The sequence below is a fragment of the Bradyrhizobium sp. STM 3566 genome (genome assembly GCF_045571445.1).
In the GTDB taxonomy this organism is placed as follows: Bacteria; Pseudomonadota; Alphaproteobacteria; order Rhizobiales; family Xanthobacteraceae; genus Bradyrhizobium; species Bradyrhizobium vignae.
On record NZ_CP120692.1, the window covers coordinates 5,131,345 to 5,147,627 of the forward strand.

Here is a 16,283-nt window from a genome sequence, read left to right on the forward strand (position 1 = left end):
TGTAGGCGCATGCGCGCGCCGACCAGAACAACAAAAACGGCATAACGGCTTTAACCGGCGAGTATAACGGGATGAACGCAGATGCGAAGGCGCTGGCGGCAAGCTTCGACCTCGAGAAGCTGACGCCGGAATTCTACGACAACCCCTATCCGACTTATCGTGCACTGCGGGAGAACGAGCCGGTCAAGCGCCTGCCGAACGGCACGGTGTTCCTGACCCGCTATGACGATCTCGTCACCACCTACAAGAACACGAAGTCGTTCAGCTCGGACAAGAAGCGCGAGTTCGCGCCGAAATACGGCGACACCCCGCTCTACGAGCACCACACCACCAGCCTGGTCTTCAACGACCCGCCCGCTCATACCCGGGTGCGCCGCCTGATCATGGGCGCACTGTCGCCACGCGCGATCGCGGGGATGGAGAGCGATCTTATCAAGCTCGTCGACAGTCTGCTCGATGCCATCGCGGCCAAGGGCGATTGCGAGTTGATCGAGGATTTCGCCGCTTCGATTCCGATCGAGGTGATTGGCAATCTGCTCGACGTTCCCCATGGCGAACGCGGGCCGCTGCGCGATTGGTCGCTGGCGATCCTCGGCGCGCTCGAACCCGTGGTGTCGCCTGACCTGGCTGCGCGCGGCAACAAGGCGGTGACGGACTTCCTTGCCTATCTCGAAACGCTGGTCGCGCGGCGGCGTGCAAAGCCAGGCAATCCCGAGCGCGACGTGCTGACGCGACTCATTCAGGGGGAGGAGAACGGCGAGCGGCTGACCGAGAAGGAGCTGCTGCACAATTGCATCTTCCTGCTCAATGCCGGCCACGAGACCACCACCAATCTGATCGGCAATGGCCTCGTCGCGCTGGACCGCCATCCCGACCAGAAGCAGCGGCTGATCGAGAACCCCGACCTGATCAAGACCGCGGTCGAGGAGATGCTGCGCTACGAGAGCTCGAACCAGCTCGGCAACCGCATGACCACGGAGAAGGTCGAGCTCGGCGGCGTCATGCTCGAGGCGGGCACATCGGTGACGCTGTGCATCGGGGCAGCCAACCGGGATCCCGCGCAGTTTCCCGATCCTGAACGTTTCGACATCGCGCGCACGCCGAACCGGCACCTCGCCTTCGCCACAGGCGCACATCAATGCGCCGGCATGGCGCTGGCGCGGCTGGAAGGGGCGATCGCGATCTGGCGCTTCCTGGCGCGCTTCCCGAACTATGCCGTCAGCGGCCAGCCGGTGCGGGGCGGACGGGTGCGGTTTCGTGGGTTCTCGAGCGTGCCCTGCTCGATCGGATGAAGCCTCAAAACAAAAATTGCGAAAACAACCCCATGCACAGTAGAGGCCGGGTCGACGGACGAGGCCCTGCGGTTCGGCAGAACTATCTGACATCAAGGATAAATCGGGCCGCACCACGCCATTGGTGCATGCAGGCTTCCAAGGCGGCAGGTTGATACCCAAATCAAGCTGAAGGCCGCTGGTGCCGTCGGTTGACGCCGTGCGCGGCAATGGAGTGACGACAAATGAGCTCGTCGGTCATTGATTTCATCGCAACGGAAGCACGCTTTGGGGCCCGCAATTACGAGCCGATCGGGGTCGTCCTGTCGCGCGGCGAAGGTGTCTGGGTCTGGGATACCGAAGGCAACCGTTATCTCGATTGCCTGTCGGCCTATTCGGCGGTCAGCCAGGGCCACTGCCACCCCAAGATCCTGGCCGCCATGGTCGAACAGGCGCGCCGGCTGACGCTCACCTCGCGGGCCTTCCACAACGACCAGCTCGCCTTGTTCTACGAGGAGATCGCGGCACTCACCGGCTCCCACAAGGTGCTGCCGATGAACAGCGGCGCGGAGGCAGTCGAAAGCGCGATCAAGTCGGTGCGCAAATGGGGCTACGAGGTGAAGGGCGTGCCGGACGGCCAGGCCGAGATCATCGTCTGCGCCAACAATTTTCACGGGCGCACGCTGGCCATTGTCGGCTTTTCGACCGATCCCGAGACCCGCGCACATTTCGGGCCGTTCGCGCCGGGCTTCAAGATCATCCCGTTCGGCGACGCTGCGGCGCTGGAGCAGGCAATCACGCCAAATACGGTCGCCTTCCTGGTCGAGCCGATCCAGGGCGAAGCCGGTGTCATCATTCCTCCAGCCGGCTATTTCACGAAGGTGCGCCAGCTCTGCACCGCCAACAACGTGATGCTGGTGCTCGACGAGATCCAGACCGGGCTCGGCCGCACCGGCAAGCTGCTCGCTGAACAGCACGAGGGCATAGAGGCGGACGTGACGCTGCTCGGCAAGGCGCTGTCCGGCGGCTTCTACCCGGTCTCGGCCGTGCTCTCGAACAACGACGTGCTCGGGACCTTGAGACCCGGGCAGCATGGCTCGACGTTCGGCGGCAACCCGCTTGCCTGCGCAGTGGCGCGCGCGGCGCTGCGCGTGCTGGTCGAGGAAGGCATGGTCGAGAACGCGGCCAGGCAGGGCGCGCGCTTTCTCGAAGGCCTGAAAGACATTCGTGCCAATACGATTCGCGAGGTGCGCGGGCGCGGCCTGATGCTGGCGGTCGAGCTGCATCCCGAGGCCGGCCGCGCCCGCCGCTACTGCGAGGCGCTTCAGAGCAAAGGCATCCTCGCCAAGGATACCCATGAGCAAACGATCCGCATCGCTCCGCCGCTGGTGATCACAAGCGACCAAGTCGATTGGGCTCTGGAACGGCTCGCCTCCACCCTGACGCAGGATTTCTCTTGAACCTGCCTGCGTCGGAAGATCGCAGGGCGGCGGCGGCCGATAGCAGTAGGCTTGCCCAATGTCCGTTACGCCCTGGTAGCGATTGAATCCCGCACAGAGGCGGAACGACGCGATGGCTAGGAGCGGATTCTTCGCCTCGTCCTCTTTCTCTCAATCGAGGGGGCAAACTCTGATGCATTCGAAACTTTGATCTAGATCAATCCAGCCTCCGTTTGGCGCACGAATTTGCACCGGGGTCGGCTCCTCACGCGCTCGGGCGCCTTGAGATGCTCCGGAAAGCTCTCGAACATAACAAGCGGCAGGGAGATGATGTCGCAATCGAGGACCTGGCGTGGATTCCCGGCGGCACGTTCCGCATGGGCTCGGATCATCATTATCCGGAGGAGGCGCCCAGCCATCTCGTCTCGGTCGACGGCTTCTGGATCGATCGCACGCCGGTGACAAATCGACAGTTCAAGGAATTCGTCAACGCGACCGGTTACGTGACCACGGCCCAGACCGTGCCGAATCCCAAGGACTATCCCGGTGCGCTGAAGAAGATGCTCTACGCTGGCTCGCTGGTATTCTCGCCACCGCAGCGCATCACCGACTCCAGGGACTGGAGCCAGTGGTGGAGCTTCATGAAGGGCGCCAACTGGCGCCATCCCTACGGCCCCAAGAGCAATCTTAGGGAATTGGACGATCATCCCGTCGTCCACGTCTCCTATGCAGATGCGCTCGCTTACGCGATATGGGCAGGCAAGGATCTGCCGACCGAGGCCGAGTGGAAGTTCGCCGCGCGCGGCGGGCTGGAAGGCAAGGAATTTGCCTGGGGCGATGCGCTCGCGCCAGGCGGCAGACACATGGCGAATGTCTGGCAGGGAAACTTCCCGGTCCAAAATCTCTGCGAGGACGGCTTTGAGCGCACATCGCCGGTGAACGCGTTTACGCCGAACGGCTACGGCGTTTACGACATGATCGGCAACGTCTGGGAGTGGACCTCGGATTGGTGGTCGGCCCGGCATGAGGCCGTTGCGCAAAAAGCCTGTTGCATTCCACGCAATCCGCGCTCGGGGCAGGAAAATGCGAGCTACGACCCGACCCTGCCCAACGTAAAAATCCCGCGCAAGGTCTTGAAGGGCGGCTCGCATCTTTGCGCGCCGAACTATTGCCGCCGCTACCGGCCCGCGGCCCGCCATGCCGAACCGGTCGATACATCAACAAGTCACGTCGGATTCAGATGCGTAGTCAGAAAAATGGGAGTTGACGATCGCCTCGAAGTCAAAGCGAGACTCGCTTGATCGCCGCACGGTGCTCTTGAGTGGAACTGCCCTGGTCGCGGCAACTCTTGCCTCCGACGCACTGGCGCAGGCGCAGAAGGCCGCGCCTTCGCCGGCACCTGCCGCTGCACCTTCGGGCAGCAAGCCGAATATTCTCGTCATCTTCGGCGACGACATCGGCTACTGGAATATCAGTGCCTATAGCCGCGGCATGATGGGTTATCGCACACCCAACATTGATCGCATTGCGAGAGAAGGAGCGATCTTTACTGATCTGTATGCTCAGCAATCATGCACGGCGGGTCGCGCTGCGTTCCTCACGGGGCAAAGTTGCTTCCGAACAGGACTGCTCAAGGTTGGCCTTCCCGCCGCCAAGGAGGGGCTCTCAGAAAAAGACCCGACGCTTGCCGAATTGCTTAAGCCGCTCGGCTATGCGACCGGACAGTTCGGCAAGAACCACGTCGGTGATCGCAACGAATTTCTGCCCACGGTACACGGCTTCGACGAGTTCTTCGGCAACCTTTACCACCTGAACGCTGAAGACGAGCCGGAGAACCCAGACTATCCCAAGGACCCGGCGTTTCTCGCCAAGTATGGTCCGCGCGGCGTTCTCCACACATACGCGACGGACGCGGATGACCCGACTGAAGATCCGCGGTTTGGCCGGGTCGGCAAGCAGAAGATCGAAGACACCGGTCGGCTCACCAAAAAACGCCAAGAGACGGTGGATGAGGAGTTCTTGTCCGCCGCGATGGCATTCATTGAGAAGAACAGCCAGGCCAACAAACCCTTCCTATGCTGGTTCAATTCGACGCGCATGCACGTGTTCACCCACCTCAAGCCGTCGTCCAGTGGCAAGACCAGTTTGGGACTTGAGGCTGACGGGATGGTCGAGCACGACGGCATGGTCGGTCAGTTGCTCAAGCAGCTCGAAGATCTTGGCATCGCCGACAACACGATCGTACTTTATACGACCGACAATGGTGCCGAAGTCTTCTCGTGGCCGGACGGCGGCACGACTCCGTTTCACGGGGAAAAGAACGCGAGCTGGGAGGGCGGCTACCGCGTTCCCGGCATGATCCGCTGGCCCGGCGTTGTCAAACCTGGGACTGAAATCAACGAACTCATGTCCCATGAAGACTGGGTGCCGACGTTGGTAGCTGCTGCGGGTGAGCCGAACGTGAAGGAGAAGCTGCTCGCCGGGTACCAAGCTGCCGGCAAGAACTTCAAGGTCCACCTGGACGGCTATGATCAGCGTGCTCTGCTGGCCGGTAGCGGGCCAACCAAGCGTAAGGAGTTCTTCTATTGGACCGATGACGGCAACCTTGCCGCTCTTCGCTATGACCGCTGGAAGCTCCTGTTTCTGGAGCAGCGAGCGAACGGAATCGATGTGTGGCAGGATCCGCTGGTACCGCTTCGGCTCCCCAAACTCACGGACCTTCGCGCGGATCCTTTCGAGCGGGCTCAGTTCGATTCGGGCGAATATGTCACCTGGCGGCTCGAACGTGCTTTTGCCCTTGTCCCCGCGCAGGACGTGGTTGCCCAGCACCTGAAATCATATGTCGAGTTTCCGCCGCGGCAGAAGCCAGGCAGCTTTTCGCTCGATCAGGTGCTCGCAAAGCTACAGGAGGGCAGCAGCGGCAAGCGCTGACTTGAACTCCGCCGAGCTACGTCAATTTGCGGCCGTAACCCGTGGCGGCTCGGAACTCGGAGCTACGGCCTCGCGCGCCATGGCACGCGATTGAGCCGAAAGCGATGTGAAATTTATTGCGGATGGAGGACTCGATCTCGCCGACGCCGGACACGACGTCGGCCAAGCCGATCGTCCGGAAATACTAGTGGGAGAGCAAAAGCAAGGCACCTTCAATGAGCGCAAGCGTCTCCAACGGTGAGCGTTCCCTTCGCGTCGGCTTCCGGACGTCGATCATCACCGTGTTCATTGCGGTCGTGCTGCTGGTCGGGCTGACGCTCGTCTATTTGAGCTTCGCGCGCGTCACCGACATCACCCGGAGCGCAGCCGGCACCTTCATCGATAAGGTCGCACAGCTCGGGGCGGACCGGATCGACTCGCAGTTCAAGAATGTTCGCGATTGCCTCGATATCCTGGGCGGACTTCCCTCAGTCCAGTCCGCGGACATCGACGACAACACGAAGCTCTATGGCCTGATGGCGGCAATGCTGCGCAACAACGAGCCGCTGTTCAACCTCTATGTCGGCTACGAAGACGGCTCGTTCCTCGAGATGGACATGATCGATCGCGCTGGCCCCGCCTTCCGGTCGAGCCTGAACGCCCCGGAGGACGCGACATTCCGCCTCGTTGCGATTTCCCGGACCGGCCCGGCGGCTCACCCTGCCACCACGATGCTCCTGTCGGACAACCTCATCCCACTCGAAGAGAAGCCGGGGCCAGGCGATTACGATCCGCGGCAGCGGCGTTGGTATACCGACGCTTTCAGGAGGGAAGGCACTCTTCTCACCGGCCCTTACGTGTTTTTCGCGACAGGGCTTCCCGGCTACACGCTGCGCATTCCGCTGAAGGAGGGACGGCGCGGTGTTGTCGCGGGCGACATCCTGCTCAGCCAGTCCGAGGCGCTCCTCCGGCGGCAGCAGCTCGGCTCCGGAACGGCCTTCCTGTTCAACGATGACGGACGGATCGTGGCCCATCCGGAGATGAGCAAGCTGATGACGGATTTCCGAGGTCGCGGAGACGAGCTGCCGAAGATCGAGGCGACAAATCTTGGGGGCCTCTCCCAGGCGGTGCGGGCGGCAGAGGCAGGTGGGCACGCTCACCAGTTCCTGTCGGACAAGGCGGGACGGACCTACGTTGCGGCGTTCCAGAAGGTCGAGAGCGCGGGTGCAGCCAATGTCAGGCTCGCCGTGGTCGCCCCGCTGGACGAGTTCTTCGCCGAGATCATCGCCGAACGTCGCACCCTGTTCGTCACGGCGCTTGGGTTCGTCGCCGCCATGGTGCCGCTGGCATTCTGGATCGGTTCGCTGCTGGCGCGATCGTTGCGCGAACTCGCCCGGCAGACCGACGAGATCCAGCATTTCCAGCTCACGGAGCGCCCGAAGCTTCGCTCGATGATCCAGGAGATCGACGACCTGGCCCGTTCGGTCTTCACCATGCGCACCGTGATCCGCAATTTTTCGAGCTTCGTACCAAAGCAGATCGTGCGCCAACTGATCGAATCCGGCGCATCGCTCGCGCTCGGCGGCACGTGGCGCGAGATCACCGTCTTGTTCACCGACGTGGCCGATTTCACTGCGAAGACCGAGAAGGCGGATCCGTCGCAGGTCATGATCTATACCTCGCGATATTTTGCGGCCCTGTCGGAAGTCATCATGGCCAACCAGGGCACGGTCGACAAATTCATTGGCGACGCCGTCATGGCATTTTGGAATGCACCGGCTGATGATGCAGAGCACGCCGTCAACGCTTGCCGGGCCGTGCTCGCGTGTTTGCGCAGGAACGAGCAGTTGAACGCGACGTTCGAAGCGGAGGGCTGGCCGCCCTTCGCCACGCGCTTTGGCCTGCATTCGGGCGACGCCGTCGTCGGAAACGTCGGCTCGGCCGATCGAATGAACTACACGGCTCTCGGTGCCACGATCAACCTGGCCTCGCGGCTCGAGGGGCTGAACAAGAGCTACGGCACGCGCGTGCTGGTTTCCGCGGCCGTGAAAGATCGCGCGGAAACTCACTTCGTCTTCCGCTGCGTCGATCGCATTCAGCCGAAGGGATTCGCGGAATCCTTTCCGCTATTTGAGCTCCGATGCGAGCGGACGGGCGATATCAGCTCCGAACTGGAGTTCTGCCGGCGATGGGATGCCGTCTACGCCATTGTCGAACGCCGCGATGACGCGGCCGCTCTCGGTATGGTGTCGGAGTTTCTGTCGAACCATCCCGAAGATCGCGTCGCTCAGCTTCATGCGGAGCGTCTCCGCTCGGCTGATGTCATTCCGCTGCCCCGTCAGGCGGGGAGGCATCACACATGAGCGCTGCCCTGTCACAACGCCTCGATCGGCGGCAGGTTCTGAAGCGCGCGGCAGGTGTCGCGATCGGCTCGATGCTCGCTGCGCCATCGGTGGCGCAAGCCAGAACGAAGTTGCGGCTGGGCTACCTTCACGTGGTCGCGGTCGACGGGCATATCTGGACCGGGCTGGATCGTGGCTCCTTCGACAAGCAAGGCCTCGATTTCGAGCTGCATGAGTTCAACACGGGGCCGGAGGTTTTCGAGGCCATGGCTGACGGTCGGTTGGACGTGCTGTCCGCCGGCGGCGTGATCTCCAATTATCTCGCACTCGGGCGGGGACGCGCCTTCGTCATGAACGATATCGAGGTCGCAACGGCTCAGCTCTGGGTGAGGCCAGCCCTCGGCGTCAGCACGTTTGCCGATCTCAAGGGAAAGCGGATCGCGACGACGACCAGGACCACGGCGCATATCTTCCTGGACCGGGCGCTCCGCGCCAACAACGTGGATCCGTCGCAAGTCGAGATCATCGATCGCAACATGTCCGGCGCGGTGCGGGCCTTCATGTCCGGCGAGGTGCCGGCCGTAGCGCTCTGGGTGCCATTCAACATCACGGTCCGCGAGGAAATACCGGACGCCATCAAGCTGGTAGACGCCTCCGCCTTCTATCCCCAATCCGCCGTCCTCGGCGGATGGGTAGCGAGACCAGACTATTACGCGGACAACAAGGAGGTGCTGGTCCGGATCATCCGCGCCTGGGCGGAAGCCAACGACTACATGGTGCGCAATCCCGGGCCGGCGGCTCAGACGCTGCATGACAATCACTACAGCCAGGCGAAGCTCTCGGACGTCAGCGAGGCTTTCAAGGCCGAGAAGATGTTCACGTCGAGAGAATGGAAACGGCTCTACACGGATGGGACCGTGGTCAAATGGCTCCAGCAAGTCAGCGACTTCTTCATTGCAGAGGGCCGTATCCCCAATCCAGTCCCCGCGGCCGACTATTTCGACCCCAGCCTTTATCTGGCCGAGATCAAATGAGCCTCATCCGCCAGTCCAGCCGGCCGTTTCGCTGTTGCGGCAGGAGGCGCCAGTGATCACCAGCGATCAAATCGACTGGGCGCTGGAGCGGCTCGCCGCCACCCTGACGCCGGATTTCTCTTGAGGCTGTGTCGGAAGATCGCATGCCGGCGGCGGCCAACCACGAGTTAGCGGTCCGGCCAGAACCGGACTCGTGCAGCGCAGCAATAGTGACGCATGGTCCTAAGGCAAGACTGTGCGTGATCCCGGCAACCGGACGAACGGGGTGCGTGGAACCTATCGGAGCGACGGACGTTTTTGTCCGCGAATGAGCAGCGCCGTGCCCGGCGCAGCAAGCGCCGAGGCCGGAGGCGCAGAGCTGCGCGGATCGGAGTAATGCTCATGAGACTCACTCTTTCAGTCATCAAAGCTGACGTTGGCTCCATTGGCGGGCACACGAAACCGTCTTCACGCATGATCGCGACTGTCGAGGGCGAGGTTGCCAAGGCGATCTGCAATGGTCTGCTGATCGACGGCTTCATCTGCCACACCGGCGATGACATTGCGATCATCATGACGCACACACGGGGGGAAGGAAGCTCCGAGATCCATCAACTCGCCTGGAAGACGTTCCTGGCGGCCACCTCGGTCGCGAAGACCTCCGGGCTCTATGGTGCTGGCCAGGATCTTCTCGCCGACGCGCCTTCCGGGAACATTCGCGGCGCCGGCCCAGGCGTCGCCGAGCTCAGCTTCGACCACAGCCTCTCCGGCCTGCGACCCGCGGAATCCTTTATGGTGTTCGCGGCCGACAAATGCGGCCCCGGCGCCTACAACCTGCCGCTCTATCTCGCCTTCGCCGACCCCATGTACTGCGCTGGGCTGATGCTGCCTCCGATGATCCAGGGATTCCGTTTCCATATCATCGACATGGACAACACAGCCGGCGACAGCCTGCTCGAGCTCGACGCACCCGCCGACAGCTACCACATTGCCGCCCTGCTTCGCGACAACGAGCGCTTTGGCATCGATCGCATCATTTCTCGAACCCATGGCGAGGTCGCCGCGGCCGTTTCGGCACAGCGCCTCCACGCGATCGCAGGCAAGTACACCGGCAAGGATGATCCAGTCGCGATCGTCAGGAACCAGGGGATTTTTCCAGCTCCGGAGGAGATAATCTCGCCGTTCGCCAAAGCGCACTTCGTGGGCGGCGATGCACGCGGCTCGCATGTGATGCCGCTCATGCCGGTGCCACTCAACACCCCCGTTACCGGCATGTACTGCCTGCCGATCGTTTCTTGCGTCGGCTTTTCGATCGACAGGGAAGGCCGGTTTGCCGAGTCCTACACCGATTTCTTCGACAACCCGGCGTGGGATGAGGTCCGCCGGCGCGCCCAGCGCAAGGCTATCGAGATGCGCAGCCAAGGTTGGTCTGGCGCCGCCATGCTGCCCTATTCCGAACTGGAATATGGCGGCTTCCGCGACACCGTATCCGGACTGCTGAAGCGTTTTCGATTGCGCGACGACCGCAAGCCGGAAGCGGCCGAGTAGCGACCGCCTTCAATCAGAAGCTGGAGCGACGTTCACCGTTCAATCGACAGATGCAGTCGCTATGACGACATGCCGATCCGGGAGGTGGATATGGCCAAAAAACGCATCGGCATTCTCACGGGCGGCGGCGACGTCGCCGGCCTCAATGCAGTCATCAAGAGCGTGACTTATCGCGGCAGTGAGGACGACATCGAGGTTGTCGGTCTGCGCCGTGGTTGGGAGGCGCTCACGCACCTGAACCTCGACGATCCAAACAGCAGGTCCCACTACGTCATCCCGCTGAACCGTGAAAACACTCGAACCATCGACCGGCGCGGCGGCACCGTGCTGCACTCGAGCCGCGTCAATCCCTCCAAAATACAAAAGCTGCCCTATCATCTCGTCGGCAATGATGTTCCGGTCTCGCTGAGCACCAACGGCGGCATCGCGACAAAGACGTGGGACCTCACCAGCCGGGTGCTCGCCAACCTCTCGGGACTTGGCATCGAACACCTGATCGCCATCGGCGGCGACGACACACTCAGTTATGCGGCCAAGCTCAACGAACTCGGCGTCAAGATCATCGCCATCCCGAAGACGATGGATAATGACGTCCGCAACACCGAGTACTGCATCGGCTTCTCGACCGCGATCACCCGCGCCAGCGATGCCATCCAGCGGCAGCGCACGACAGTCGGCTCGCATGAGCGAATTGGCATTTTCCGCGTCTTTGGCCGCGATGCCGGATTTACGGCACTCTACACCGCGTATGCGACCTCGATACGATGCGTCATACCGGAGTATAAGGTCGACCTCGACAAGCTGATCCGGTTGCTCATCGAGGACAAGCGCGCCAATCCAAGCAACTACGCGCTGATCGTGCTCAGCGAGGGAGCTCAGTGGGAAGGCTACAAGCTGCGGGAATACGGCGAGCCCGACGCCTACGGTCACCGCAAGAAGGCCAACGTGGCGGAATCGCTTGCCGACGAGATCAAGCAGCGCACCGGCGAGGAGACGATCATCTCCGATCTCACCTACGATTTGCGATCGGGCGATCCGGACTTCATCGACAAGCTTGTGGCCCTGACTTTCGGTAACATGGCCTACGATGCCATGCTGGAAAGCAAGACCGGCCTCATGTCGGCGCTGGTCGAGGGCCGCTACGACCTCGTGCCCATCCCTGACGCCAAGCTCGGTCCGCGCAAATTGGACGTTGCGAGCAGCTACAACACGGAGCGCTACCGCCCCATCTACGCCAACAAGCAGGGACTGCCGATCTTTCTCAACCGCGCGTCCTAGCGCGTCGACTGGGCGCTGGAGTGGCTCGCCACCACCTGACGCAGAATCTTGAGAGCCTGCGTCGGAAGATCGCAATGCCGGTCGTGGCCGAGAACGAACGATTCCGCCGGCTGTGCGTTGAACGTCGTGGGCGATTACGAAGTGGGAGCGACAATCATGCTTCCGCGTGGCGTTTGCCTGACGGCTGCTTTAGTTGGTGTCTCGATGCTGACGGCGGGCATCAGTGCGCTCGCCCAAGGACCCGGCCAGGGACATGGAAGGGGCGGGCCACCCGGCCCAGCCGCAGCGCGGCCAGCAGCACCACCGGCCATGTCACGTCCGGCGGCGCCGCCAGCCATGGCACGTCCCGCCGCGCCGTCATTCCATCCGCCGGCCATGGCGCCACGTCCGGCGCCGCATATGGCCTCACCGCCACCTCGCCCGGCCCCGCACTTCGCTGCACCGCCATCGCGTCCGAGCCCACATTTCGCTGCGCCGCCGCGAGCGGCCCCGCGTGTGGCAGCGCCGCGGCCTGAATTCCATCGGGCGCCGGCCGCACCGCAACGCCCGGCCATGGCACCACGACCGTCACCGCACATCGCCGCCCCGTCGCGGCCCAGCGCACCGCCCGCCGCGAGCGAGCGGCTGTCGCGGCACGATCAGATCGAACAGCGCGCGCAACAGCGCCAGCAGCAAATCCAGCAGCGCCAGCAAATGGTGCAGCAGCGGCAGCGCGAGATGCTGTCGCGCCAGACGACGGAGCGTCAGGCCCGCATCGATCGCCTCCAGCAGCGCGTGCAGCAACTCCAGTCGCAGAAGCCGGAAGGGGCGCGGGCGCTGCGCGAGCAACAACGGACACTCCAGACGCAGAACCGCTTGCTTGAACGTGAGCAGCGCGCCCAGCAGAGTGACCTGGCGCGCCAGCAGCGGCTTGGGCTCCAGGCCCCGGCCGGGCGGACGCCGGCGGCTGCGGCCGCCGTGGAGGCCGCCCAGCGCGGGCGGTTCGCGGAGCGGTTCCGCGGGCAGGCAACTGCGCAGACTCAAGCGGCGGTCGTGACCCGCGAGAGCGGCTGGGCTCCCCGGCAGGCCTGGCGTCACCGCCATCCCGCGGTGTTCGTGGCGTGGCTCGGCCCGGTGTTCTGGCCATACGCTTACTCCGACATTTTTGACTACACGTTCTGGTCCTATGCTTACGAGCCCGGCTATTGGGCCTACGCCTATGACGACTTCGTCGATACCGTATTCTGGGGCAGTGGCAGCCCCTATTCCGCCTATGCCAGCACCAATCCGTATGACTATCCGCAAGCCGGCGGCGGCTACCGCGCACGGTCGCGCGCCAGCGCGAGTCCGCAAACGCTCCAGCAATTGTGCAGCACGCCGGACAGGGGCGTCACCGCCTGGCCGCTCGCCGATATCGCGCGAGCCGTGCAGCCGACGCCGGAGCAACGCGCGCTGCTCGACGAGTTGAAGACCGCAGCGGCCAAGGCTGCCGATGTATTCAAGGATACCTGCGCGGAGACCTATGCACTTACTCCGCCCGGCCGCCTGCGCGCGATGATGAACCGCATCAGCGCGACGCTGGAAGCCGTCAAGATCGTGCGACCGGCCCTGGAGAATTTCTACAACTCGCTCAGCGACGAACAGCAGGCGCGCTTCAACGCGCTCGGCCCCAATGTCGGCGACCGCTCGTCCCAGCAGCAGGAAGCGAGTAGCGAGACCTGCGGTGATCCCAAGTCCAGCCTGACCCAATTGCCGATCCAGAGGATCGAGGCCGTACTTCACCCCGCAGGCAAGCAGAAGGACGCGCTCGACCGCCTCAGCGAAGCGACCGCGAAGGGAGTTGAAGGCCTGCAGGCTGCCTGTCCGAACGATGTGCCCCTGACGCCGGTCGGACGGCTCGAGGCGATGCAGAGCCGGCTCGAGGCCATGCTGACGGCCGCCAAGCTGGTCGAACCGGCGCTGGACGAGTTCTACGCCACGCTGAGCAGCGAGCAGAAGGCGCGCTTCAACACGCTGCAGCAGGTCGCAGGCCCGTAGGGCAGAGTCGCGCTCTGATCTCATGCGGAAATCGTCTACCGCCCAGCATCATTCGTGCTTGTGATCGCTTGAGGCTGCTCGATCTCATTCGAGCCAATGGCGTTGCATTGTTGGTAGTGAGAAGACAGCTCGAGATCAGCCAGATGATCCCAGTATTCTGCTTTTGCGAGCAGCTTCCACTTGTTCATGCTGTTGTACGCGGCCTGTTGGCGGCACAGTGAGCTCATCGCACGCAAGCGTCGCACTTTCTCCACTGCGAACCTCCCTTCGCGCCTGCTTGTTCACAAGCGCATTTGTGTGGTCAGAGCTTCGCAGATCGAATTGACGAGTGATAGTCCGGGATTCGCCGGTGAATCGATGATAGCGCAATCGTCTGACTTTTCACCGATCGGTCGCGCCAGCGAATTTAATCGCAACACTGGCTTGGCCCCAGCGCATTGAATCGTAGGATCGTCCCTGGCGGCTTTCGCCGCAATAAATCACGCCGGTGCCCTCGGCAAAGCTTGCCGGCCTTGTCACGCCGACTACAACAATGGCCCCGACGGTTGCACGTCGGGGCCATTCAAGATCAACAGGCATGGGTACATCCGCCGTGCCTGCTGATCGTTGATGCCACTGATTACCGCATCCGATCTGGCACAGACTGTGGCGCGGCTGCGGCATCGGGATGATGTTATTCTGCCTGAAAGCTGATGGTCCATCATTGGTGGTACTCCGACCAGCTCGCTGCTTCGCCTGTGTTCTGGCTCGCGATGGGGCATTCGCGACCGGGTCGAGCGGGCAGCAAGTCCAACCAATGTCCGTTCTACCGTTCGATGCAGGTGCGCAGCACCTCGTTCATAGGCTTGCCCCACCAGTCGTTGGAGAAGATCTCGATCTCCGAATAGACGCATACGCGTTAGTCGATTTGCGATAGCCATCGCGCTGCGCTTGATCTATCTTTTCATGAGGGGCGGAGAACGTTCGAGGAGCCCTGCGAGCAACCTCCGACCCAATGACCGATCATGGGTGGAATAGGAGGACATCATGCAGAGCATGGCCACCGAAACCTTCATCGGCAATATGCGCGGCCCGGTTATCAGGCGAATGGATGCCGACTATGACGCCGTGCGGAGCCTCTACAACGGAATGATCGACAAGAGTCCAATGATGATCGCACGGTGCGCCGACGTTGCTGATGTCGTCGTAGCCGTCAATTTTGCAAGGGACAATGATCTTCAGGTCGCGATCCGCGGAGGCGGCCACAATGGGCCGGGCCTCAGCAGTGTCGAAGACGGACTGATGATCGACATGTCGATGATGAAAGGCGTGCGGGTTGATCCCGGCGCTCGTACCGTCCGCGTCGGTCCCGGCTGCTCGCAAGGCGATGTCGACCACGCGACGCACATCTACGGGCTTGCCGTGCCGGCCGGCATTGTATCGACCACTGGGATCGCCGGCCTTACGCTCGGCGGCGGCACAGGATACCTCACCCGCAAGTATGGTCTCACCATCGACAATCTCCTTGAGGCTGATGTCGTGCTCGCCGATGGACGCATCGTCACCGCCAACAAGTCGGAGAACGCCGACCTTTATTGGGGCCTGCGCGGGGGCGGCGGCAATTTCGGCATCGTGACGAGCTTCCTGTTCCAGGCTCATCCTGTGAATGTGGTATATGCCGGTCCGATCTTCTGGAATCTCGAAAATGCCCGGACCGTGATGCAGAAGTACAGGGATTTCCTCCGCAGCGCTCCCGAGGAACTCGGGGCCTTTGTCGGCTTGAAGACCGTTCCGCCGATGGACCCATTCCCGCCGGATCACCAGGGCAAGCGTGCCTGCGCCATCATTGCCTGCTATAATGGTCCGGCAGAAGACGGCAAGGCGATCATAGCGGGGTTGCTCGGTGAGCTGCCCCCGCCGCTCTTCAATTGGATGGGCGAGATGCCCTATCCGGCGCTCCAGTCCATGTTCGATCCGTTCTTCCCGAAAGGTCTACAGTGGTACTGGCGCGGCGATTTCGTGAAAGAACTGACCGACGAAGCAATTGACGTCCATATCGAGCAGGCCCGGAAAGCACCGAGCCCGCTGTCGCTCATGCATCTCTATCCGATCGATGGCGCCGTCCACCGCGTCGGCAAGAGCGACACCGCCTGGAACACGCGCGACGCGACCTGGTCGATGGTCATCGCCGGCATCGATCCCAATCCGCAAAAAGCAGGCGAAATCACGCGCTGGACCAAGGGCTATTGGGAGGCCGTGCATCCTTACTCGGCCGACGGCGGCTATGTGAATTTCATGATGGAGGATGGAGACGACAGCAGACTTAGGGCTACTTACGGCGACAACTACGACCGCCTCGTCGCCTTGAAGACCAAGTACGATCCGACGAACTTCTTCCACATGAACCAGAACATCAGACCGCTGCACTCGTAGACGATCACACCTGCTACACGGATCGGTCGCGCCTAATGACGTGTTGGAGCGCTC

13 protein-coding genes are annotated in these 16,283 nt (G+C 62.5%); 10 read left to right on the forward strand and 3 right to left on the reverse strand.

Translation table 11 applies throughout. The features are described from left to right. Positions 1–71 precede the first annotated feature (71 nt). The 8 genes from P6U27_RS24720 to P6U27_RS24755 all read left to right on the forward strand — a co-directional run bounded on the left by P6U27_RS24720 (position 72) and on the right by P6U27_RS24755 (position 11,801). Positions 72–1,292, forward strand: a complete 1,221-nt coding sequence (locus P6U27_RS24720; protein WP_122404334.1) for a cytochrome P450 — start codon at positions 72–74, stop codon at positions 1,290–1,292. 224 nt (positions 1,293–1,516) lie between these two features. Further along, positions 1,517–2,731, forward strand: coding sequence for an ornithine--oxo-acid transaminase (gene rocD, locus P6U27_RS24725; protein WP_407192732.1), 1,215 nt, complete (start codon positions 1,517–1,519; stop codon positions 2,729–2,731). Positions 2,732–2,997: 266 nt separating this feature from the next. Next, complete coding sequence (locus P6U27_RS24730) at positions 2,998–4,011, forward strand: formylglycine-generating enzyme family protein (protein ID WP_407192733.1); 1,014 nt, start codon at positions 2,998–3,000, stop codon at positions 4,009–4,011. After that, positions 3,974–5,641 carry an arylsulfatase gene (locus P6U27_RS24735; RefSeq protein WP_407192734.1) on the forward strand — a complete coding sequence of 556 codons (1,668 nt, stop codon included), beginning with the start codon at positions 3,974–3,976 and terminating at the stop codon, positions 5,639–5,641. The genes P6U27_RS24730 and P6U27_RS24735 overlap by 38 nt, the downstream gene beginning before the upstream one ends. A gap of 215 nt (positions 5,642–5,856) precedes the next feature. Then, on the forward strand, positions 5,857–7,983 hold the full coding sequence (locus P6U27_RS24740) for an adenylate/guanylate cyclase domain-containing protein (RefSeq protein WP_407192735.1): 2,127 nt from the start codon (positions 5,857–5,859) through the stop codon (positions 7,981–7,983). Further along, a complete protein-coding gene (locus P6U27_RS24745) occupies positions 7,980–8,996 on the forward strand; it encodes an ABC transporter substrate-binding protein (protein WP_407192736.1) in 1,017 nt (338 codons plus the stop codon). The genes P6U27_RS24740 and P6U27_RS24745 overlap by 4 nt, the downstream gene beginning before the upstream one ends. 381 nt (positions 8,997–9,377) lie before the next feature. After that, positions 9,378–10,523: a fructose-1,6-bisphosphatase gene (locus P6U27_RS24750; RefSeq protein WP_407192737.1), complete on the forward strand. Its 1,146-nt coding sequence runs from the start codon at positions 9,378–9,380 to the stop codon at positions 10,521–10,523. Positions 10,524–10,613: 90 nt separating this feature from the next. Next, a complete protein-coding gene (locus P6U27_RS24755; RefSeq protein WP_164937217.1) occupies positions 10,614–11,801 on the forward strand; it encodes a 6-phosphofructokinase in 1,188 nt (395 codons plus the stop codon). Between the two features lie 220 nt (positions 11,802–12,021). On the opposite strand, the gene P6U27_RS24760 is transcribed toward P6U27_RS24755, so the two are convergent. Both P6U27_RS24760 and P6U27_RS24765 read right to left on the reverse strand, forming a co-directional pair. Beyond that, positions 12,022–12,243, reverse strand: a complete 222-nt coding sequence (locus P6U27_RS24760) for a hypothetical protein (protein WP_407192738.1) — start codon at positions 12,241–12,243, stop codon at positions 12,022–12,024. A 125-nt stretch (positions 12,244–12,368) separates the two neighbouring features. Then, on the reverse strand, positions 12,369–12,824 hold the full coding sequence (locus P6U27_RS24765) for a hypothetical protein (protein ID WP_245162986.1): 456 nt from the start codon (positions 12,822–12,824) through the stop codon (positions 12,369–12,371). A 9-nt stretch (positions 12,825–12,833) separates the two neighbouring features. Between P6U27_RS24765 and P6U27_RS24770 the strand changes: the two genes are divergently transcribed. Then, positions 12,834–13,817 carry a Spy/CpxP family protein refolding chaperone gene (locus tag P6U27_RS24770; protein WP_244607690.1) on the forward strand — a complete coding sequence of 328 codons (984 nt, stop codon included), beginning with the start codon at positions 12,834–12,836 and terminating at the stop codon, positions 13,815–13,817. Positions 13,818–13,852: 35 nt separating this feature from the next. On the opposite strand, the gene P6U27_RS24775 is transcribed toward P6U27_RS24770, so the two are convergent. Then, the gene (locus P6U27_RS24775; protein WP_122404343.1) at positions 13,853–14,071 is read right to left on the reverse strand and encodes a hypothetical protein; all 219 of its coding nucleotides are present in this window, start codon (positions 14,069–14,071) and stop codon (positions 13,853–13,855) included. 772 nt (positions 14,072–14,843) lie between these two features. On the opposite strand from P6U27_RS24775, the gene P6U27_RS24780 reads away from it, so the two are divergent. Then, a complete protein-coding gene (locus P6U27_RS24780) occupies positions 14,844–16,229 on the forward strand; it encodes an FAD-binding oxidoreductase (protein WP_407192739.1) in 1,386 nt (461 codons plus the stop codon). Positions 16,230–16,283 lie beyond the last annotated feature (54 nt).

Coding starts and splice junctions, on each gene's coding strand:
- P6U27_RS24750 (WP_407192737.1), top strand. CDS start 9,378: ATGAGACTCACTCTTTCAGTCATCAAAGCTGACGTTGGCTCCATTGGC.
- P6U27_RS24730 (WP_407192733.1), top strand. CDS start 2,998: ATGCTCCGGAAAGCTCTCGAACATAACAAGCGGCAGGGAGATGATGTC.
- P6U27_RS24745 (WP_407192736.1), top strand. CDS start 7,980: ATGAGCGCTGCCCTGTCACAACGCCTCGATCGGCGGCAGGTTCTGAAG.
- P6U27_RS24720 (WP_122404334.1), top strand. CDS start 72: ATGAACGCAGATGCGAAGGCGCTGGCGGCAAGCTTCGACCTCGAGAAG.
- P6U27_RS24780 (WP_407192739.1), top strand. CDS start 14,844: ATGCAGAGCATGGCCACCGAAACCTTCATCGGCAATATGCGCGGCCCG.
- rocD (WP_407192732.1), top strand. CDS start 1,517: ATGAGCTCGTCGGTCATTGATTTCATCGCAACGGAAGCACGCTTTGGG.
- P6U27_RS24740 (WP_407192735.1), top strand. CDS start 5,857: ATGAGCGCAAGCGTCTCCAACGGTGAGCGTTCCCTTCGCGTCGGCTTC.
- P6U27_RS24755 (WP_164937217.1), top strand. CDS start 10,614: ATGGCCAAAAAACGCATCGGCATTCTCACGGGCGGCGGCGACGTCGCC.